This is a genomic window from Dongia sp. P2_B8, from assembly GCF_056404715.1.
The window spans coordinates 1-20543 of sequence record NZ_JBFUDM010000002.1; the positions used below are offsets into that span (position 1 = coordinate 1).

General features: G+C 61.6%; 21 protein-coding genes. 9 read left to right on the forward strand and 12 right to left on the reverse strand.

The window, feature by feature from the left end:
- Positions 1-19: 19 nt before the first annotated feature.
- The 3 genes from tldD to AC1DWZ_RS04905 all read right to left on the reverse strand — a co-directional run bounded on the left by tldD (position 20) and on the right by AC1DWZ_RS04905 (position 5207).
- Positions 20-1453 (reverse strand): metalloprotease TldD, encoded by a 1434-nt coding sequence (gene tldD, locus AC1DWZ_RS04895; protein ID WP_477167750.1) that lies wholly within the window; start codon positions 1451-1453, stop codon positions 20-22.
- A gap of 120 nt (positions 1454-1573) precedes the next feature.
- The gene (locus AC1DWZ_RS04900; protein WP_477167751.1) at positions 1574-3769 is read right to left on the reverse strand and encodes a PAS domain S-box protein; all 2196 of its coding nucleotides are present in this window, start codon (positions 3767-3769) and stop codon (positions 1574-1576) included.
- A 343-nt stretch (positions 3770-4112) separates the two neighbouring features.
- Positions 4113-5207 carry a calcium-binding protein gene (locus tag AC1DWZ_RS04905; protein WP_477167752.1) on the reverse strand — a complete coding sequence of 365 codons (1095 nt, stop codon included), beginning with the start codon at positions 5205-5207 and terminating at the stop codon, positions 4113-4115.
- Between the two features lie 234 nt (positions 5208-5441).
- Here AC1DWZ_RS04905 and rph point away from each other — a divergent pair, with 234 nt between their 5' ends.
- On the forward strand, positions 5442-6176 hold the full coding sequence (rph, locus tag AC1DWZ_RS04910; RefSeq protein WP_477167753.1) for a ribonuclease PH: 735 nt from the start codon (positions 5442-5444) through the stop codon (positions 6174-6176).
- The gene (gene rdgB / locus AC1DWZ_RS04915; RefSeq protein ID WP_477167754.1) at positions 6176-6787 is read left to right on the forward strand and encodes an RdgB/HAM1 family non-canonical purine NTP pyrophosphatase; all 612 of its coding nucleotides are present in this window, start codon (positions 6176-6178) and stop codon (positions 6785-6787) included. Before rph ends, rdgB begins: the two co-directional genes overlap by 1 nt.
- Here the strand turns inward: rdgB and hemN are convergent, their stop codons facing one another.
- Positions 6788-8173, reverse strand: coding sequence for an oxygen-independent coproporphyrinogen III oxidase (hemN, locus tag AC1DWZ_RS04920; protein WP_477167755.1), 1386 nt, complete (start codon positions 8171-8173; stop codon positions 6788-6790).
- Between the two features lie 127 nt (positions 8174-8300).
- Between hemN and AC1DWZ_RS04925 the strand changes: the two genes are divergently transcribed.
- The 3 genes from AC1DWZ_RS04925 to AC1DWZ_RS04935 all read left to right on the forward strand — a co-directional run bounded on the left by AC1DWZ_RS04925 (position 8301) and on the right by AC1DWZ_RS04935 (position 11014).
- Positions 8301-8900 carry a DUF1989 domain-containing protein gene (locus AC1DWZ_RS04925; protein WP_477167756.1) on the forward strand — a complete coding sequence of 200 codons (600 nt, stop codon included), beginning with the start codon at positions 8301-8303 and terminating at the stop codon, positions 8898-8900.
- A 162-nt stretch (positions 8901-9062) separates the two neighbouring features.
- On the forward strand, positions 9063-9845 hold the full coding sequence (locus AC1DWZ_RS04930; protein ID WP_477167757.1) for a 3-hydroxybutyrate dehydrogenase: 783 nt from the start codon (positions 9063-9065) through the stop codon (positions 9843-9845).
- Positions 9842-11014: a DUF3734 domain-containing protein gene (locus AC1DWZ_RS04935; RefSeq protein ID WP_477167758.1), complete on the forward strand. Its 1173-nt coding sequence runs from the start codon at positions 9842-9844 to the stop codon at positions 11012-11014. The genes AC1DWZ_RS04930 and AC1DWZ_RS04935 overlap by 4 nt, the downstream gene beginning before the upstream one ends.
- A gap of 3 nt (positions 11015-11017) precedes the next feature.
- Here AC1DWZ_RS04935 and AC1DWZ_RS04940 read toward each other — a convergent pair whose 3' ends face one another.
- The 5 genes from AC1DWZ_RS04940 to groES form a co-directional block, all read right to left on the reverse strand.
- Positions 11018-11383, reverse strand: a complete 366-nt coding sequence (locus AC1DWZ_RS04940; protein WP_477167759.1) for a hypothetical protein — start codon at positions 11381-11383, stop codon at positions 11018-11020.
- An 85-nt stretch (positions 11384-11468) separates the two neighbouring features.
- On the reverse strand, positions 11469-12236 hold the full coding sequence (locus AC1DWZ_RS04945; protein ID WP_477167760.1) for a tetratricopeptide repeat protein: 768 nt from the start codon (positions 12234-12236) through the stop codon (positions 11469-11471).
- A gap of 176 nt (positions 12237-12412) precedes the next feature.
- On the reverse strand, positions 12413-12856 hold the full coding sequence (locus AC1DWZ_RS04950; protein ID WP_477167761.1) for an Ohr family peroxiredoxin: 444 nt from the start codon (positions 12854-12856) through the stop codon (positions 12413-12415).
- 424 nt (positions 12857-13280) lie between these two features.
- Positions 13281-14924 (reverse strand): chaperonin GroEL, encoded by a 1644-nt coding sequence (groL, locus tag AC1DWZ_RS04955; protein WP_477167762.1) that lies wholly within the window; start codon positions 14922-14924, stop codon positions 13281-13283.
- A gap of 60 nt (positions 14925-14984) precedes the next feature.
- Positions 14985-15302: a co-chaperone GroES gene (gene groES, locus AC1DWZ_RS04960; RefSeq protein ID WP_477167763.1), complete on the reverse strand. Its 318-nt coding sequence runs from the start codon at positions 15300-15302 to the stop codon at positions 14985-14987.
- A gap of 373 nt (positions 15303-15675) precedes the next feature.
- On the opposite strand from groES, the gene AC1DWZ_RS04965 reads away from it, so the two are divergent.
- The 4 genes from AC1DWZ_RS04965 (at position 15676) to AC1DWZ_RS04980 (ending at position 17784) form a co-directional block, all read left to right on the forward strand.
- A complete protein-coding gene (locus AC1DWZ_RS04965; protein WP_477167764.1) occupies positions 15676-15945 on the forward strand; it encodes an usg protein in 270 nt (89 codons plus the stop codon).
- A gap of 108 nt (positions 15946-16053) precedes the next feature.
- Complete coding sequence (locus AC1DWZ_RS04970; protein ID WP_477167765.1) at positions 16054-16605, forward strand: YqaA family protein; 552 nt, start codon at positions 16054-16056, stop codon at positions 16603-16605.
- 17 nt (positions 16606-16622) lie between these two features.
- Positions 16623-17156 carry a disulfide bond formation protein B gene (locus tag AC1DWZ_RS04975; RefSeq protein ID WP_477167766.1) on the forward strand — a complete coding sequence of 178 codons (534 nt, stop codon included), beginning with the start codon at positions 16623-16625 and terminating at the stop codon, positions 17154-17156.
- A 31-nt stretch (positions 17157-17187) separates the two neighbouring features.
- Positions 17188-17784, forward strand: a complete 597-nt coding sequence (locus tag AC1DWZ_RS04980) for a demethoxyubiquinone hydroxylase family protein (RefSeq protein WP_477167767.1) — start codon at positions 17188-17190, stop codon at positions 17782-17784.
- A gap of 10 nt (positions 17785-17794) precedes the next feature.
- Here the strand turns inward: AC1DWZ_RS04980 and AC1DWZ_RS04985 are convergent, their stop codons facing one another.
- The 3 genes from AC1DWZ_RS04985 to AC1DWZ_RS04995 all read right to left on the reverse strand — a co-directional run bounded on the left by AC1DWZ_RS04985 (position 17795) and on the right by AC1DWZ_RS04995 (position 20241).
- The gene (locus tag AC1DWZ_RS04985) at positions 17795-18328 is read right to left on the reverse strand and encodes a hypothetical protein (RefSeq protein WP_477167768.1); all 534 of its coding nucleotides are present in this window, start codon (positions 18326-18328) and stop codon (positions 17795-17797) included.
- A gap of 21 nt (positions 18329-18349) precedes the next feature.
- Positions 18350-18859 carry a hypothetical protein gene (locus AC1DWZ_RS04990; protein ID WP_477167769.1) on the reverse strand — a complete coding sequence of 170 codons (510 nt, stop codon included), beginning with the start codon at positions 18857-18859 and terminating at the stop codon, positions 18350-18352.
- 194 nt (positions 18860-19053) lie between these two features.
- Positions 19054-20241 (reverse strand): MFS transporter, encoded by a 1188-nt coding sequence (locus AC1DWZ_RS04995; RefSeq protein WP_477167770.1) that lies wholly within the window; start codon positions 20239-20241, stop codon positions 19054-19056.
- Positions 20242-20543 lie beyond the last annotated feature (302 nt).

Below are 20543 nucleotides of genomic sequence, written 5' to 3' on the forward strand. Positions count from 1 at the left end.
GGGTTGGGGTGAGGGGCTTTTACGCCGCCGTGCCGCCGACCGTGAGGGCGTCGATGCGCAGGGTGGGTTGACCGACACCGACGGGGACGCCTTGGCCTTCTTTGCCGCAGGTGCCGACACCGGTGTCGAGCTTCATATCATTGCCGATCATGCCGACCTTGGTCAGCACGTCCGGGCCGTTGCCGATGAGGGTCGCACCCTTCACGGCCGGGCCGATCTTGCCGTCTTCGATGAGATAGGCTTCGGATGCCGAGAAGACGAATTTGCCCGACGTGATGTCGACCTGCCCACCGCCGAAATTGACCGCGTAGAGACCCTTCTTCACCGAAGCCAACACATCTTCCGGCGCGTGCTTGCCATTCAGCATGATGGTGTTGGTCATGCGCGGCATCGGGTTATGCGCGAAGCTCTGGCGCCGCCCGTTGCCGGTTGGCTTCATGCCCATGAGGCGTGCATTCTGCCGGTCCTGGATATAGCCTTTGAGGATGCCGTCCTCGATCAAGGTCGTGCATTGTGTCGGCGTGCCTTCATCGTCGATGGTGAGCGAGCCGCGGCGGTCGGTGAGCGTGCCGTCATCGACGACCGTGACACCGGGGGCGGCGATGCGTTGGCCCATGAGGCCGGCGAAAGCAGAGGTCTTCTTGCGGTTGAAATCGCCCTCCAGCCCATGGCCGATCGCCTCATGGAGGAGGATGCCCGGCCAGCCCGGCCCAAGCACCACGGGCATTTCGCCGGCAGGTGCGGGGACCGAGCCCAGATTGACGATGGCCTGGCGCAGCGCCTCGTCAGCACCTGCCTGCCAATGGGCGGGATCGACCACGCCGTCATAGGTGACGCGGCCGCCCGAGCCGAAGGAGCCCGTTTCCATGCGGCCGTTTTCTTCCACCATGACCGAGATGTTGAGGCGCACCAGCGGACGGATATCGGCCATGCGGCTGCCGTCGCCGCGGATGATCTGAATGGCCGACCAGGAACCGGAGATGGAGGCCATCACCTGCCGGACGCGCGGATCCTTTGCACGGGCATAGGCATCGATTTCCTCAAGCAGCTTCACCTTCTGCTCGAAGGGCAGCAGGCCCAAGGGATTGTCCGGGCTGTAGAGCTGGCGGTTGGTGCCGACCGGGCCGACATCGAGGGCGCCGTTATGGCCGGCATGGACCGCCTTCACGGTCTGGGCCGCGCGGGCCAAGGCGCCTTCGGAGAGGTCGCTTGCATGGGCATAGCCGGAGATTTCACCGGCAATGGCGCGCAGCCCGAAGCCCTGGGTGGTGTCGAAACTGGCGCTTTTCAGCCGCCCGTCATCGAAGGAAAGCGCCTCCGACTGCTGGTATTCCAGGTACAACTCGCCATCATCGGCGCCGTTCAAGGCATCGCCCACCAGGGTTTCAACCTTGCGCTGGTTGAGGCCGGCGCGCTCGAAAAACAGCTGGTCGGTGGTGGCGATACTGGACATGGGGCGGGGCTCCGTCGGGGTCTCACGGGAATTGGCCTCCTGATATAGGACGCCGGAACGGGATTTGCCACCCGTTGCGCGTGACCATAGCCCCGGAAAGGGCTTTGCCGGATCGGCCCCTTAATCCTGATGGGCGATGCGGCGTTCGATTTCGATGAGGAGGCGCGGAATATCGACCAGTTCGATCCCGACCTTGTCGCTGCCCCGGTCGGCAAGCTGGTCACGGGCGATGGCCTGGTTGGCGCTGAGGTCGAGGATAGCGACGCGGCGCTCGTCCGCCATCGCCATCAGGCGGCGGTGAGAATCGCGGCGCATCATATCCTGGTCGCCCAGATCGATGAGGATCAGGTCCGGTGCCATGGAACGCATGGCGGCAAGGCCCAGTTCCGCCGTATGCACCGTGGTGAGAGAGACATAGTCGAGCTGTGTCAGCGCGCGTTCGATGAGACGCACATGGGCCGGATTGTCTTCGACATAAAGAATGCGCCGCGGCGCCCGGGTTGCCCGCGGCACATGGGGTTCGGCCATGGCGGGGAAGACCGGGCGGGTGCTGGATGGCGCGGGTTCCTTGACGGGGCTGCGCGGCGCTTCCGGCGCTGGCTCCGCCACGGCCGCAGCCGCAACCTTGGGCGCAAGATCAGCCGCCTGCCCTTCCGCCAGGGGCAGTTCCACCCAGAAGGTGCTGCCCTGGCCGAAAACGCTCTTGAAGCCGATCTGGCCGTTCATCAGTTCGGTGAGGCGCTTGGTGATGGCAAGGCCGATGCCGGTACCTTCGATGGCCAGGGTTTCCGCCCCCAGGCGGTTGAACGGGGTGAACAGCTCCGCCTGCCGCTCCGGCCGGATGCCGGTGCCGGTATCAGCAACCGAGATGCGCAGGAAGCCAGGCTTCACCACAGCGCAGGTCACATCGACATTGCCGCTCTGCCGGTTGTATTTGATCGCGTTGGTGAGGAGGTTGAGAAGGATCTGCCGAAGGCGCACGCCATCCGCCCGCACCAGGGGCAAGGCCGCCGCGGGCTGGGCGATTTTGAGCGTGATGGCACGCGCGGCGCCCATGCTTTCGATAAGCGGCAGGACCGCGTTGATGACGCCCGCCACCTCGATCTCCTCGATCTTGAGGCCGATGCGCCCGGCATCGATCTTGGCCAGTTCGAGAATATCCTTGATCAATTCCAGGAGATGCTCGCCGCCCGACATGATGTCGCGGATATAATCGCGCTGCTTGGGCAGCAAGGGCCCTGCAATCTCGGTTTCCAGCAACTGCGCATAGCCCAGGACGGCGTTCAGCGGCGTGCGCAGTTCATGGCTCATATTGGCCAGAAAGTCCGATTTGGCGCGGTTGGCCATTTCAGCGCTTTCCTTGGCCTGCCGCAGCGCGATCTCGCTTTGCTTTTGCACCGTGATGTCCTGGACCGTGCCGATCGAGCGCGTCGGCCGGCCACCGGCATCGTAGAAGGTGCGGCCATGCACTTCGACATGCTTGATGCGACCGTCCGGCATCACCACGCGATAGGTCATGTCGCAGGGCGCGTGGTTGGCCAGCGAATTGGCAAAGATGCGCGCGACGCGGTCACGGTCGAGGGGATGGATCGCGTCCTCGAAGGCGAGATAGAAATTGGTCGCAGGATCGCGCTCCAGCTCCAGGATGGCAAACACCTCGTCCGACCAGACACGGGTACCGGCAGAATGATCGATTTCCCAGGCACCGAGGCGCGCGATGCGTTGGGCTTCCTGCAGGCGCGCTTCGCTGCGCTTCAAGGCCTGTTCGGTCTGCATGACTTGGCTGATATCTTCCACCACGCCGATCAAGCGGTGCGGTGCGCCGTCACGGGTGCGTGCCAGCGTCACGGTGAGGCGCACCCAGATGAGGCTGCCATCCTTGCCGATATAGCGTTTTTCGATGGTATAGGGGCCGCGCTTGCCGGCGACAAGATCGTCGCCCAATTGGTCATCGATGGCGACATCGTCGGGATGTGTGATCTCGGCGAAGCTGCGCCCGATCAGCTCCTGCATGCTGTAGCCGGTGATGTCGCAGAAGCGCTGATTGACGCGGATGAACACGCCATCGAAATCGGAATAGCAGATGCCGATGGCCGCCTGTTCAAAGACGGCACGAAACAGGGATTCGGTTTCTTCGCTGGCGCTGACGGTAGGGGCCGGCGGATGGCCCAGGAGTGATTTTTCGGGGAGTGATTTCTCGGGAAGTGATTTTTCGGGGCCGGCTTTGTCCACACAGGGCACGTCGCCGACCGCGGACGTCACGTCCTGGTGCGTTCCCTTTTTCGGCACTGCACGCGTTACATCGGCTTTCGTCATCAACCCAATTCTCACCGCACCACCCGTGCCCCGCACCATAAAGGACTGCTGCCAAGAGCCAAAACTATGTTTGCCCAACGTTAACATTAGGTCCCCAGGTGCTAAGGATTCCTTAGCTTTGGCAGATCCTTGCCGCGAAACCGGGCCAGAGGCCGCCAAAATAGACTGGATTTTATTCATCTGTGACCGGGCGCCGGCCCCTTTGATATTGGACCGGCGCAGCAACAAGGGCGCCGACCTGCGCCGGCGCCCTTCCATTTCCCCGATGGCCTATTTCTCGGATAACCGCCCAAACCACTATGGCGGAGGAGATTGCGGGGCCTGGGATTCTGTTCCGCTGAGGTCAGTTCCACTCGATATTGAAGCTATCGAGGGTCATGCCTTGCTGATAGTCGACATTGGTCAGGATCACGGACCCGCCATTGCTGAAGTTGAACTGGACATCTCCGGCAGCACTCTTGACCAAATCGACATCGCCCGACCAGCCGTTGAATACCAACATATCGTCCCACAGGTCGAAATCGTTGATCGCGGCCTTGCCATCATAATTGTCGACGTCGAAGGCCAGCTTGTCATGGCCGGTACCGCTCCAGGCATAATCGAGCACGCCGTCGAAGGTCAGGTAATCGTCGCCCTCCTCGGCGAAGATCGTGTTCACATCGTCGCCGGCCGCAATGTAATCGTTGCCGCTGCCGCCATAGATCGTGTCATTGCCATCTTCGCCGATGAGGATGTCGGCGCCAGCATCGCCGAACAGCTTGTCGTTGCCGGCACCGCCGACGAGATTGTCGAGATTGCCCTCGCCGTGCAGCTCATCATCGCCATCACCGCCGCTCAGGCTGTCATTGCCGTCGCCGCCCCACAATTTGTCATGGCCAGTGCCACCCTCCAGCGTGTCGTTGCCGGCCTCACCATACATTTCGTCATTGTCGCCGGCACCCAGCAGCGTGTCATTGCCTTCGCCGCCGAAGAGCCGGTCATTGCCATCGCCGCCATGGAGGCCGTCATTGCCTTCATCGCCATAAAGCTTGTCATTGCCTTCGTCGCCGACGAGGCTGTCATCGCCACCTTCGCCCCACAGCCAGTCATTGCCGGCACCACCATAGAGCTGGTCGAAATTCTCGCCGCCGGCCAGCGCGTCATGGCCGTCGCCGCCGTCGAGCACATCGTTGCCATTGCCGCCATAGAGGGCGTCATTGCCTTCTTCACCCCACAGCACATCATGGCCATCGTCGCCATAAAGCGCGTCATGGCCGGTGCCGCCTTCGATCTTGTCATTGCCGCCGAAACCGTGGACCGTGTCCTGACCACCGAAGCTCTGGATCCAGTCGGCCTTGTCGGTCCCGCCGAAGGAATTATCGGCGTTGGTGCCGGCAATGTAATTGTAGAACACATAGCCGAATTTCTTGAGGATATCGGCGTTGATCTCGATCGGCATGATGGCGTTCCCCCAAAAGGTTGGATGGACGGAATTAAGGACTTACCCGTCCGTCGTCCTCAGGGGGGCCGCTGGTTCGCAGGATTCGGGCTGGCGGCGGTGACCGGCGTCACAATCGGCGGCGATTAAGCAGCTTTCGAGGTATTTTGGCCGGGAATCCGGGCTGGTTGCCGGGCCTCGCGCCAGCGTGTAGGTTCCCGCCAAATTCCCGCCCTAGAATGAGGTCAGCATCCCATGCGTCCATCCGGTCGCGCCGCCAACCAGCTGCGCAATGTCGAATTCATCGTCGGTTTCAACCGCCATGCCGAAGGCTCCTGCCTGGTGAAATTCGGCGACACCCATGTCATCTGCACGGCTTCGCTGGATGAGAAGGTGCCGCCCTTCCTGAAGAATTCCGGCAAGGGCTGGGTCACCGCGGAATACGGCATGCTGCCGCGCGCCACCCATACCCGTGGCGACCGCGAGGCCGCCAAGGGCAAGCAGTCCGGCCGCACCCAGGAAATCCAGCGCCTGATCGGCCGGGCATTGCGCGCCGTCACCGACATGAAGGCGCTGGGCGAACGCCAGATCAAGATCGACTGCGACGTGATCCAGGCCGATGGCGGCACCCGCACCGCCGCCATCACCGGTTCCTATATCGCGCTTCATGAATGCCTGCGGCTGATGAAGGACATGGGCGCCTTGAAGTCGATCCCGCTCGTCGACCAGGTGGCCGCCATCTCCTGCGGTCTCTACAACGGCAACGCGGTCCTCGACCTCGATTATCCGGAAGATTCCAACGCCGAGGCTGATGCCAATTTCGTCCTCACCAACAAGGGCGGCATGGTGGAAGTGCAGGCAACCGCCGAAAAGGAAGCTTTCACCGACAGCCAGTTTGCCGAATTGCTGGCACTGGCCCGTCATGGCACGACCGAGCTCTTTGCCATGCAGCGCGCCGCCCTCGAAGCTGCCGCGGCGAAGAAGAAGTAATGGCGCGGCATTTCACCCCAGGAGCCCAAGGCGGGAAGCTGGTCCTCGCCAGCCACAATCCCGGCAAGCTCAAGGAGATCGTCGAGCTGCTGGCACCCTATGGCATCGATGTGGTGTCAGCCGGCGCCTTGGGCCTGCCGGAACCGGAAGAGACCGAGACGAGTTTCATCGGCAATGCGCGGCTGAAGGCGGTGGCTGCGGCAACTGCCGCCAAGCTGCCCGCTTTGGCCGACGATTCCGGCCTCGAAGTGATGGCCCTCAACCGCGACCCCGGCATCTATTCGGCGCGCTGGGCCGGGCCCGCCAAGGACTTTGCCATGGCGATGGGCAAGGTGCTCGATTTGCTGAACGGCAAAAGTGATCGCCGCGGGCGCTTCGTCTCGGCACTGGCACTCGCCTGGCCCGATGGCCATTGCGACGAATTCGAAGGCGAGGTCTGGGGCGAGATCGTGGATGCGCCACGCGGCACGAAGGGCTTCGGCTACGACCCGATCTTCCGGCCGGATGGCTACGACATCACGTTCGGCGAGATGGACCCGGCCAAAAAACATGAGATGAGCCACCGCGCCTTGGCCTTCCGGCAGTTCGTCGCGGCCTGCTTCAAGAGCTGATTACACGGCCCTGCTGTGGCGTTTGTTGCCAGGTGCCACATTGCCCGAGTTCAGGTTGCCCGAGTTCAGATTACTGGGCGCCAGATAGGCATCGAAAGCGGCGGCCACCACGCGCTGGAACGGCAGGCCGCGTTCCGTCACGGTGACATGCGATCCCGCCAGATGAATCAAGCCATCCTCGAGCAATGGCTGCAGTCGGAGAGCCACCGTCTGCGGATCGAATGCAAAGGCAGCAAGATCGACATTCCCGAAACACATCAATTGTTCGATGATGGCGCGCCGCTGCTGGTCCTCCGCCGTGACGGCAACACCTTTGACGACCGCCAGACGCCCCGCGTCGATCGCCGTGCGCCAGGGCGCATGATCCGGCGCATTCTGTGCATAGCCTTGGGGCAAGGCTGAAATGGCGCTGGGCCCGAAGCCGATCAACGCATCGGCCCGGTCGGCGGTATAGCCCTGGAAATTGCGCTTCATGGTACCGGCGTCGCGGGCGCGGGTCAGCGCATCGTCTGCACGGGCAAAATGATCGAGGCCGATGCGGCTGTAATCGAGGGCGGAGAGCGCCTGCGCTGCCGCCTCGAACTGGCGAAAGCGCGCATAGGCATCCGGCAAGGTGACTTCATCGATCAGCCGTTGATGCGGCTTCATCCAAGGCACATGGGCATAGCCGAAGAGCGCGATACGGTCCGGCTGAAGGGCGGCCGCCTGTTGCACGGTGCGGCGCAGGCCCGAAACACTCTGGAACGGCAGGCCGTAGATGAGGTCGAGATTGAGCGTGCGGATGCCGGCTGCGCGCAATTTCGCGACACATGCCTCAACCAGATCGAAGGGCTGCACCCGGTTGACCGCCATTTGCACGACGGGGTCGAAATCCTGAACACCCAGGGATGCGCGATGGACGCCGCAAGCACGCATCGCGGCAATGAATTCGTCGCTGAGTGTGCGCGGGTCGAGCTCAATGGCAAGATCGAGATCCGGCTCCAGCGCAAAGTTTTCACCAAGTGCTGCCATGACGCGCCGAAAATCATCGGGTGCGAGGCTGTTGGGCGTGCCGCCTCCGAAATGAATGCTGCTGACGACGCGCTGATGTCCAGCGGCCGCCAGCAGCGCCCCCACCCTCTCGATCTCGGTTATCAGTGTCTGTGCGAAAGCGGCGATCGGCTGCGGCCGCGCCACGATCTGGGTGTTGCAGCCGCAATACCAGCACATCTTCTGGCAGAAGGGCACATGCAGATAGAGCGAGAGCGGCATCTCTGCCGGCAGCTCCTGCAGCCATGCCACCATTGTGTCCGGTGTGACACCGGCCTGAAAATGCGGCGCCGTCGGATAGGAGGTATAGCGCGGCACCGGCCGGTCGTAGATGGCGATGAGGTGATCGGTGATCATCGGCCCGAGTTTCTGAGAGTCGAGTTTCGGAGAGTCGAAGTTCATGGGTGGGAGGTTAAGGATTGACCCCGCCGCCGGTCTTGATTCAAATCAACTGACGCTAAGATTGAGCAAGGAATCGGATGCCATGGGTGCGACAAATTTGACCGTTCCGGCCCGCAAGGGCCTGGCGATGAAGGTTCCCACAGGGAAGACTTTTACCGTGGTGAACACCTACGGCACGCAAGTGGTCGACACCTGGGCCTTCAACGCCGCCGACATGGCGGAATTCATGTCGATGGAGCATACCCGCGCCGGATTGCGGCGGCTTTGCATGCGGATAGGCGATTCCTATCTCACCACCAGGCGGCGGCCGATCCTCACCGTGACCGATGATACCTCGCCCGGGCGGCATGACACGCTCATCGCCGCCTGCGACACGCATCGCTACCACCAGCTCGGCCATACGGGGCATCACGACAATTGTACCGAGAACCTCGCCGCGGCCTTGGCCACGCTGGGCCTGAAAGCCACGGAGACCCCGTCGCCGCTCAATCTTTTCATGAACATTCCCTGGGAGCTCAACGGCGATCTGTTCTGGAACGAGCCGATGAGCATGCCCGGCGACGCTATTACCTTCCGTGCCGAGATGGACCTCGTCGCTGTTTTCTCCGCCTGCCCCATGGACCTGCTGCCGATCAACGGCAAGGATTGCGTGATCCGCGACGCGCAAATCGTCTTGAACTGAGATTCTGCAGGGCTGGGTGACGCATAATTAGGCAGGTACGCGGCAAAAGCGCACGGCGCTGAACGGACCTGCCGTTTGTCCGTTGTCATCAGGCTTACCCAGGAGTCAGGATAATCTTGTGGCGGGACTTGGCAATATCCGCATTGAAATTAGGAGATGGTTATGCGTTTGGACGGTAAAGTGGCACTCATCACCGGGGCGGCAAGCGGCATCGGCAAGTCGATCGCCGAAACCTATGCGGCGGCGGGTGCGGCGATTGCGATCGCCGATCTCAACCAGGCCGGCGCCGACCAGGCAGCGGCCGAGATCGTGGCCAAGGGCGGCAAAGCCATCGGCATTGCCATGGACGTCACCAACGAGGAAGCGGTCGACAAGGGTACCGACCTCGCCGTCCAGAAACTGGGCGGGCTCGACATCATGATCTCCAATGCCGGCATCCAGATCGTCAAACCCATCGTCGACTTCGCCTTTGCCGATTGGAAGAAGATGCTGGCCATCCATATGGATGGCGCGTTCCTCACGACGCGGGCCGCCATGCGCCACATGTACAAGGACAAAAAGGGTGGCTCGATCATCTATATGGGTTCGGTCCACTCCCACGAGGCGTCCAAGCTGAAGGCGCCCTATGTCGCGGCAAAGCACGGCCTCCTCGGTCTTGCGCGCGTCGCCGCCAAGGAAGGGGCCGAGTATAATGTCCGCGTCAACGTGATCTGCCCGGGCTTCGTGCGGACACCGCTCGTCGAGAAGCAGATCCCCGAGCAGGCCAAGGAGTTCGGCATCACCGAAGAGCAGGTGATCAAGACCATCATGCTGAAGGAAACCGTGGACGGCATCTTCACGACGGTGGAGGACGTGGCGCAGACGGCCTTGTTCCTGGCCTCGTTCCCGTCGGCGGCCCTGACCGGCCAGTCGATCACCGTCAGCCATGGCTGGCATATGCAGTGAGCCAAATTCTCGAAATGAAGTCCCAGAAGATCGAGCTGCCGCCTTATGAAACCGTCGCCCTGGTGCTCCAGGGCGGTGGTGCCTTGGGCAGCTACCAGGCCGGTGTCTATCAAGGTCTCCATGAGGCGGGCATCCAGCCCAACTGGTTTGCCGGTATCTCCATCGGCGCCTTGAATGCCGCGATCCTTGGTGGCAATGCACCGGAAAAGCGGCTGGAAAAGCTCAGCGAGTTCTGGGAGACGATCTGTCAGTCGGCCCTGTTCCCAGCCTTCACGCTTGGCGCTGAAGTAGCGAGCGTGCTGGGCGATGGCGACATGCGGACCTTGGCCGGCGCCTGGTCGTCGATGCGGGCGATTGTAGAAGGCCAGCGCGGCTTCTTCACGCCGCGGATGCCGCCGCCCTTCCTCAACACGTTCGGCGGGCCGGAGGCGAGCAGCTTCTATGACACGGCGCCCCTGAAGGCGACCCTGGAGCGGCTGGTCGATTTCGATCGCATCAATGCGCGCGAGACGCGCGTCTCGGTGGGCGCCGTCGATGTCGAGACCGGCAATTTCGAATATTTCGACAATGCCAACCGGAAGCTGGTGCCAGAGCATTTCATGGCATCGGGTGCCCTGCCACCGGGTTTCCCCGCGGTCGAGATCGAGGGCAGGCATTATTGGGATGGCGGTCTCGTCTCCAACACGCCGCTCATGGAAGTTCTCTCCCGCCCACCGCGGCGCGATACGCTGACCTTCCAGGTCGATCTGTGGTCGGCCAAGGGTCAGATGCCGCAAAATCTGCTCGACGTCGCCGAGCGGCAGAAGGACATCACCTATTCCAGCCGCACGCGTCTGGTGACCGATGTCGCCGGCCAGATGCAGCGCCTCCGGCATGCACTCCGCAAGGCCGTCGACAAGATTCCTGCCGAGTTGCAGAACGATGCCGAGGTGGCGTCGTTACGCGAACTTTCCTGCTCCAAGGTCTACAACACGGTCCAGCTCATCTACCGCGACAAGCAGTTCGAGACCCACAGCAAGGATTACGAATTCAGTCTCCTCAACATGCGCGAACATTGGCAGGCCGGGCTCGACGATATCCGCGAAACACTGAAGCACCCGGAATTCCTGGCCCGTCCCATCGGCAGCACCGGCGTGGTGACGCATGATGTGCATCGGGTGGAGGGCTGAGTCTTACGGGCAAGGTTTCAGCATGGATGTTTCATTTTCCGTGCGGTCGAGGAGCGAGATGTCCCAGCATGTATCTCCGCTGCAGATGCTCCAGTAGCCACCACGCGCTGGATGCTTCTCGATCAAGAGCTGGTCTTCGATCAGCGCGAGGGCCGGGTGATAGCGCCAGATTCCGCCGTCCTGTTCGGCGCCTGCCGGTGGCTGCAATCCGTCGCCGGAGACACGCGTCTCGATCAGCTGGAAGCCGGCCAGGCCAACCGTCCAATCCTCCTCCCAGCGCGCATCATGGCCGGGTTCCGACCACAGCAAGGTGAAGGAACCGGCCGCCAGCACGATTTGCTTCGCGGCAAGGACGAGACAGGCGTTCATGGCGTCATGCTGTGCGCGTCACAGCTATTTGTCGATGGGGTTTTGTTGGGCCGATAGCCTCTCACCCTGCAACAAGCTAACGCTCTCAAGAAATCGCCCTCTGTGCATCGCCCGCCCGGCGCACCCAATATTCTTCGTCCTCGGTCATGCGGAACAGCTTGCCGTGCTTCACGATCTCGGCGAGCTCGGCGCGGGCACGCTCCTGCGCACCTTGCTGCCAGAGGATCTCGGCGTAGTAATAGCGCGCCTCCAGCCGGCGGGCTTCGAGACTGTCCTTGCGCTCCAGCAGCGTTTCCAGCTCCGCAATCGCTGTCGCATGATCCCCGGCCGCCGCCACCGCGCGGGCACTGAGGATGGTCCGTTCCTGGGCGAAGGAGTTGGGATGGGCGCCAGCGAGGTCACGCAGCACCTGCCGGGTTTCAGCATAATCGCCATGGGCAAAGCGGGCGCGGGCAAGGCCGATCAGCAGATCCGCCGCATTGACGAAATAGCCCTCGCGCGCACTTTCATAAAGCCGGATCGCTTCAGCATAGCGTTCCTGCACCACGCATTCTTCCGCCAGCACGATCTTGTTGTTGACCGAGCCATTGTTGACCACATCCGCCACCCGGCGCGCGCTGATGTCCGGCGCCTGGGCCGCGGCAGCAGCGCGGCGCCAACGCTCCTGGTCCACACGCACGACCTTGGGTGAAACCTGCAGCGCGGGAGCCACCTCGACGAAGAAATAGATGAGACTGCCGATCAGGGGAAAGAAGAGGATGATGCTGAGCCACCAGCAGGAATTGCCACTGCGGACGACATGGACGGCCATGAAGATCTGCAGGGCAATGACGGCCAAAGCGAGAATGGGCATGCGGCGCGGGTCCAGTTTGTTCTAACCTTATTAGGGGAATAGAACATAACGAATACAACCCGTCAAGACAGCACGTGTTTGACTATTTTATCGCGGCCATCAGGCCCGCTCCACTGCGTTTCGTTTCAGGGAAATGGGCCTGCCCSGCAAGCCAGGCAGGCCCGGACTGGTCCCGTTCAGATGATGTTTGTCGAGACGTCGATATTGCCGTGGATTGCCTTGGAGTACGGGCAGATCCCATGCGCCGCCTCGGCCAGCTCGCGCGCGGTGTCGTGATCGACACCCGGTACGCTGACATTGAAACGGGCCCGCAGGAAATAGGCACCGTCGGCAAGGTTGAGGTCGATCTCAGCATCGACCGCCGGTGAGGCCGGCAGCTTGATCTTCCGTTGGCCGGCGGCGACCTCGATCGCGCCGATGTAACAGGCCGACCAGGCGGCAGCGAAGAGGTTCTCGGCAGCCGGATGCGGCTGCGGCAGCTTGAGGTCGACGAAGCCGTCGCTGCTGCGCGCGGCGCCGTCGCGGCCGCCTGTGCTGTGGGTCCTGCCGGTGAAGAGAACTTTTGCAGTCGTGGGCTGGATCTTGGTCGCAGCCAGGGTCGCAGTCTGGGTCGTGGTCATGGCGAACTTCCTTCTCAAAAAGTAACCGTTTTCACGGACACGATGACATCGTATGCGATGTAATAAGGGAGCCAATCTCAATCTGTCAAGTACACAATTCAATCGGATACGATTATTTATGCTCCCGGGGAAGCCATCTTTTCATTTGGGGATTTTAATCCCATCAAAGCTTGAAGCACGAAAAGGCCTGAAGGCGCTAAAAGCCAGGACAAGCCTAGACCCGAGAGGCTTAAGCCGGACAGGTACAAAAAACCCGCCAAACCAGATCGGTGGTGGCGGCAGGGGGCGCACTAGCAGGGGGCGCACGAGAACCTCACCACCACGCCAAACAAAAACCCCGCGGCATTGCTGCCGCGGGGTTCTCGATACCAATCAGCCTGGGTTGGCTGGACTTTAGAAGTCCATGCCGCCGCAGGATTTCTTCTTAGAAATCCATACCGCCCATGCCGCCCATGTCAGGAGCGCCACCCATCGGGGCGGGCTTCTTTTCCGGACGATCGGCGATCATCGCTTCGGTGGTGATCAGCAGGCCAGCGACCGAGGCCGCATCCTGCAGGGCGCAACGCACGACCTTCGCGGGGTCGATGACGCCGGCCTTCACCAGGTCCTGGAATTCCGCCGTCTGGGCGTTGTAACCCCAGTTGGTGCTCTTCCCTTCGAGCAGCTTGCCGGCAATGACGGCACCGTCGACGCCGGCATTTTCAGCGATCTGACGGACCGGCGCCTGCAGCGCACGGCGGATGATTTCGACACCGACCTTCTGTTCGTCGTTGTCGACCTTAATCTTGTCGAGCGCACGGATCGAATAGAGGAGGGCCACGCCACCACCGGCGACGATGCCTTCTTCGACGGCCGCACGGGTCGCGTGCATGGCGTCGTCAACGCGATCCTTGCGTTCCTTCACTTCAACTTCGGTGGCACCGCCGACGCGGATGACGGCAACGCCGCCAGCCAGCTTCGCCAGGCGCTCAGCAAGCTTTTCCTTGTCGTATTCCGACGAGGTTTCTTCGATCTGGGCGCGAATCTGCGAGCAGCGGCCTTCGATCTCTTTCTTCTTGCCAGCACCGTCGACGATGGTGGTGTTTTCCTTCTCGATCACGACCTTCTTGGCCTTGCCGAGCATGTCGAGGGTGACGGTCTCGAGCTTAATGCCGAGATCTTCGGAGATCACCTGGCCACCGGTGAGGATGGCGATGTCTTCGAGCATGGCTTTGCGGCGATCGCCGAAGCCCGGGGCCTTCACGGCCGCGACCTTGAGGCCACCGCGCAGCTTGTTGACGACCAGGGTCGCCAGCGCTTCGCCTTCGACGTCTTCCGAAATGATGAGCAGCGGACGGCCCGACTGCACCACCGCTTCGAGGATCGGCAGCATCGCCTGCAGGTTCGAGAGCTTCTTCTCGTGCAGGAGGATGTACGGATTGTCGAGATCGGTGATCATCTTCTCGGCGTTGGTGATGAAGTACGGCGAGAGATAGCCACGGTCGAACTGCATGCCTTCGACGACTTCGAGCTCGGTGTCGAGGCCCTTGGCTTCTTCCACCGTGATGACGCCCTCGTTGCCGACCTTCTGCATCGCCTTGGCGATCATGGCGCCGATGTCTTTTTCACCGTTGGCCGAAATCGTGCCGACCTGGGCGATTTCTTCCGAGGTGGAGACCTTCTTGGCGCGCTTCTTGATGTCTTCGACGACGGCTTCGACGGCGAAGTCGATGCCGCGCTTCAGATCCATCGGGTTGATGCCGGCGGCAACGGCCTTGGCACCTTCGCGCACGATGGCCTGGGCCAGCACGGTCGCGGTGGTGGTGCCGTCACCGGCGAGGTCGTTGGTCTTCGAGGCCACTTCGCGCACCATCTGGGCGCCCATGTTCTCGAACTTGTCGGCCAACTCGATTTCCTTGGCGACCGTCACACCGTCCTTGGTGATACGGGGAGCGCCGAAGGCCTTGTCGATGACGACATTGCGGCCCTTCGGGCCCAAGGTCACCTTCACGGCGTTGGCGAGGATGTCGACACCGCGCAGCATACGCTCACGGGCATCGGCTGAAAAACGTACGTCTTTAGCAGCCATAATATTTAAACTCCTGAATTGATTTCTGTCGAAGCGGCGCCATCAAGCGAGAGGTCTCGCTCAGGCAACCTTCTTCTTGGCAGCCGGGGTGCCCTCGATGATGCCGAGGATGTCCGATTCCTTCATGATGAGGAGATCTTCACCGTCGACCTTCACTTCCGTGCCCGACCACTTGCCGAACAGGATGCGGTCGCCTGCCTTCACGTCGAGCGGCGTGAGCTTGCCGTCTTCGTTCTTCACGCCAGCGCCGGCGGCGATGACTTCGCCCTCTTGCGGCTTTTCCTTGGCGGTGTCGGGGATGATGATCCCGCCGGCAGTCTTTTCAATGCCCTCGATACGACGCACGAGCACGCGGTCGTGGAGCGGACGGAACTTCATGGTGATCCTCCGTAAGTGTCTGAAAAATATGTTTTCCCTGCGCGCCGACCCACTCTCCAGCGCCGCTTGAAAGACGGCTGCTAGCACTCTGGGTCGACGAGTGCCAGACAGGTAGGGCGTTCCGGCGCAAAGGTCAAGTGCGCCGGACGCATAGCCGCAGGGGTTGATGGCGATATTTTTGGCCAATTTCGGCACCGCCGGGATCGGAGCCACAAGGCCAGCCTGGCAGCAATCTCGTTAATTGAGTGCTAACCATCTGTAATCACAAAGACTTTTATACTTTCTTAGCAACCGACTCGGTATCATCGGTTACCGTAGTGACATCAAACGATCAGAGAAGGTTCATGGATTAACTGCCCCACGAGGAGGACCTATGGAGATACGTCCGTTAAGCCTGCAGCTGCGTGACTACCGGTTGGTGACCGCCGAGATCCTTTATCACCTGCCCGATCACCCCGGTCTGCTGCAGAGCTATGTCTGGCAGGATTATGATCTCGCCCCCCGCCTGCCGGTGCTCCACAAATTCCTCGATTTCTGGAGCCATAATCTCGACGGCAAGCTGCATTCGGTCAAAGTCGCCAAAGCCGATATCATCACCCCGGGCAAATGGCGCCATGCGGAGGCACTGCTCAGCATTCACTAAGTGCGTTGCAGCATGGTCGGTTGTGAAGGTCCCGGCGACCTGATACGAGGTTGACCCGCGTCATTTGAGATCGGTGTCCCCGTGCTGCGCAGACTTTACGATTGGATCATGCGTTTGGCCGAAAGCCCGAACGCTTCGTGGGCACTGGCGGTGGTTTCCTTTGCCGAAAGCTCGTTCTTTCCCATTCCGCCCGACCCCATGCTGATCCCGATGGTCCTGGCCAACCGGAAAAAGGCCTGGATCTTTGCCCTGGTGGCGACGGTGGCCTCGGTGCTGGGCGGCATCGCCGGCTATTTCATCGGCGCCTCGCTGGAAGGCCTCGGTGCCTCAATCCTCAGCTTCTATGGCCATCCCGACGCCATGGGCGAATTCCAGGCGATGTTCGCGCAATGGGGCCTGTGGATCATCCTCATCAAGGGTCTGACCCCCATCCCCTATAAATTCGTCACCATCGCCTCCGGCATGGCGGGATTCGACCTCAAGATCTTCATCCTGGCCTCGGTCCTGACCCGTGGCGGCCGCTTCTTCATCATCGCCACCCTGCTTTATTTCTTCGGCGAACCGGTGCGCGCCTTCATTGAGAAGCGCCTCACCCTGGTCACCACATTGTTCGTCGTGGTGCTTGTGGGCGGTTTCGTTGTGCTTAAATACATCTTCTGAGACGAAAGGCCCCACCCTTGTCCCGACCCGAAAACTCCCGACGTGGCAACACCCCTTTCATCGACCCCCGGCACATTCCCTGGCTGACGGCCGGCTTCAGCCTCGCAGCCCTCTGCGTTGCGTGGCTCGCGCAATATGGCTTCGGCCTTGCCCCCTGCCATCTCTGCCTGCTGCAGCGGGACGCCTATTGGGGAGCGATCGTTCTTTCCGTGATCGCCATCGTGCTCGGCACCCGTTCGCCCGTACGGCGCCCCGTGCAACGCTGGGCGGTCCTGCTCATCGGTCTTGCCTTCCTGGTGGGCGCTGCCATCGCCTTCTTCCATGTCGGTGTCGAGCAGAAATGGTGGGAAGGTGACGCAAGCTGTGTCGGCGCCATGTCCGGCCTCACTGGCGCCGATCTGGAAGCTGCCATCATGAATGCGCCCGTGACGCGCTGCGACGATGTGGCCTTTCAATTGTTCGGCATCTCCATGGCAGGCTATAATGGCCTATTGTCGCTGGCGCTGGCGGCCTTCACCTTCTGGGGCTTTGCCAAATCAAGACAGCCCTGAAGAAATGCGGCGCTGAGGAAATATCGCACCTATGTCGATCCCCGTTGATCAGGACAAAGTCGAGCCAGGACCTGTGGCACCGCAGCCATCGGGACGACGCCTGCCCGGCGACCTCACGCCTGAACAGATGATCGACCGCCTCATCCGCGTCGATCATGCCGGCGAATATGGCGCCAAGCGCATCTATGAAGGACAGCTCGCTGTCCTCGGCAAGAAGCCGGAAGGCCATGTCATCCGGCATATGATGGAGCAGGAACTGGTCCATCTGCAGGCCTTCGAAAAGCTGATGGTGGAGCGGCGCGCACGTCCCTCGGTGCTGTTCCCGGTCTGGCATGTTGCTGGTTTTGCCTTGGGGGCGGCCACGGCGCTGATGGGGCCGAAGGCCGCCATGGCCTGCACGGTCGCGGTCGAGGAAGTGATCGACGAGCATTACCGCCAGCAGACGGCCGCATTGGGGACGACGGAGCCCGTCATCCGCGACAAGATCGAAACCTTCCGTGCCGAAGAACTGCAGCACCGCGACACGGGCCTGGCCCACGGCGCTGAACAGACACCGGGCTATGAACTGCTGAGCGGCGCCATCAAGGCCGGCTCACGCCTCGCCATCTGGCTGGCGGAACGGATTTAATCGGCGCCCGTTAGCCGGCGCAGTCGGTAAGTTTGAGAAATGCTAGCGGCACGCCTTCACGCGGCTCGGCCTTGTACCACATGATCTCTGGCAGATCCGGCAGCAGGATATAGGCTGGTGCAACGGAATCGCTCTTGGGAATCTCAAGGGTGAAGCGAAGATCTTTGTCGGCTGCCAGATAATGCTGGGTGCCGAGCGGTCGCTCGCCGCCATCGACTGCACCATCGAATGCCCCATTGGATTCTGGTGGCACCCAATCCTTGCGCGTCACATCCGTCGTCGAATGCAGATAGACATATCGACCGGTTCCCCCGTCGAACAAAAACCAGAAGGTGCGGTCGGTCTCTGCCGAGTGCAGATAGAATGCGACATCCGACAGCCAGTCTGGGTGCGGTTCTATCTTCCGGAAGCCCGCTGACAGGGCCGGAAAATCGATCATGCCATACTGGGCATGCATCACGGTGCAGGGTTCTTCGGCAGCAGCCATCACGGGCGACAAGGTGCAAAGCATCGCCGCCACGACCAGCGCGCGTACAAGCCGCATGTCAGGGGCATTCATGCCGGCTTATCGGATCAGATCGGCTTTCGCCGCGATGGCATCCGGGCCCAGCGCTTCGGCCACCAATGTCTCCAGCCGCTGGACGAGCTTGTCGCCGAGTGCGCCGCCGTCACCACGGATTTCTTGCGTGAGAACCAGGCGCATGGCGTCGAGATGAGAGCCCACCAGGTTGAGGTCGGTTTCCGGAAAAGGGCGCTTGCCGCGCGTCAGCTGGCAGAGCGACTCCCCCAGCCGCGTCATCAGCGGAAAGCCGAAGGAACTGCCCTGGCCCTTGATATTGTGGGCGACGGCATAGAGCGCCTGCGTTGCGATCATGCGGTTGTCGACAGCACCTGCGGGCAGCGTGGTATGCAGTTCCGCCGCCCGGGCTGTTGCCAGATATTCGGTGCATTTGTCGACATCGGCCATAGCCCAGCCGACATAGCTTTTGGCGAGATCGGCGACCGCCGCCTCGGCGCGGGCCAGCCGCCGCGCCATGTCATTGTCTTTGCTGTCGTCGTTCATCCGGTCGCGCATTCCGCGGCCCCCGTCTTCGGCGGACGCGCCAAAGGATAAGGCCTTCAGTGAAGAATCAACGGGTTATACTAACCGCTGCATCCGTTTTAGCCTAGCGGATTGGTTCGCCTTACCGGACCCCCGGCGAACCCTGGACGAACTCCCGGCGAACCCTGGGCCGAACCCTTGGAGACCGTCGCAGCTACTTCGCGCAACTACATGCTGCGGGGCAAGTATTTCGCGAACAGGCCCACCACCAGCATCAGAATGCCATAGGCAATATAAACCGCCCGCTGGTCGAAGAACTGGAGGAGCACTGTGAACACCGCGAAGGGCAGCAGATTGCCGATATCGATATAGGTACGGAAGACCGACATCATCTGCGGCCGTTCCAGCGGCCGCACCGCGCGGAGGAACGGGATGTTGCCGAGCGAATCCAGCATCACCACGAAGAACGCCGCCACCAGCAGCAAAATGCCGACCGCCAATGGGCTGCTGAAAGCAAAGGGAATGGCGAGTGTGGTGAGGCCAGCACCAAAGAAGGCCACCATAATCGGCAGACGCACGCCGACGCGATGCCCGATCCAACCAAATAGCGGGGCCAAGACCAGCAAGATGTTGGCTGCCCCGGTGACGAGGCTGGTCCAGAAATCGTCGACCTTCATGTCGCGGAAATAGAGGGCCGGATAGAGGAAGAACAGAGACCACCAGCCGGATCGTCCGAAGGCAATGGTCCAGCCGAGGCGAAGTCGCGGCTGACTGAAGAACCGCCCGATGCTGAGGAAAGGGTTGGGCGGCGGCTTGGTGGCCGCGGCGACGGCTGGATTTTCGGTCAGGCGTAGATAGGCAAAAAAAGCGACCGCGATGAGAGCGACACCCATGCCGGTTGCCGCGACTGCCCAGGCGCCATAGACGTTGTAGAGTGCCACACCGGCGATGGGTCCCAAGCCCCATGGAAGACAGCCCAGCAGCAGTTTGAGCGGTTCGTAGCGCACAAGGTCCGCACGCGGGATGAAGTCCAGCACGTAGAGCGTGAGGGCGACGATGCAGGCCGTGCTGGAGAGGGTGCGCAGTACCTGTCCCGTGAACTGACCCAGTGGGTCATCGAAAGCCAAAGCCACGACCGCCAGCCCACCGACGAGAAGCCCCATCGAATAGACCCAGCGGCGCCGATACCGATGGATGAGGACCGGCACGGCGAAGCCGGCGATCAGGCCGAAAATTGTGACACCCAGATAGACCGCCGTAACCTTCGCCTCGCTGCCGAAGATTTCCTTCGCCTGCAGCGGCATGACGGTGAGAACCAGCGCCCGCGTGGTCGATTCCAGCATGTAGAGAATCGCAAATACCATCGCGCCGGGCTTATGCCCGGTCAGCGGCAGTGAGGGAGACTCGATGGCCATCAGGCGATTTTCAGGGTGCCGGCGGTGAGGTGATGCGCTTCGATGAATAGCATGCACCCCCACCCCTGTGTTGAGCGGAAGCGGCATGGCTCTGTCACAAATCGGCATAGCGGGGTGTGGAATGAGGCGATGTCGATCTTGGGGAGTCTTACAAACCCGCCCAATCCCCTTCGTCATCCCCCGGGCTTGACCCGGGGATGACACCATTTATGAACGACAGGTGTCGCTGCCGGCCCGAAGATTGACGAAGACATCTGTCTGTTATTGTGCACCTGCGTTCAACAATCCTTCTACTAAGGTCG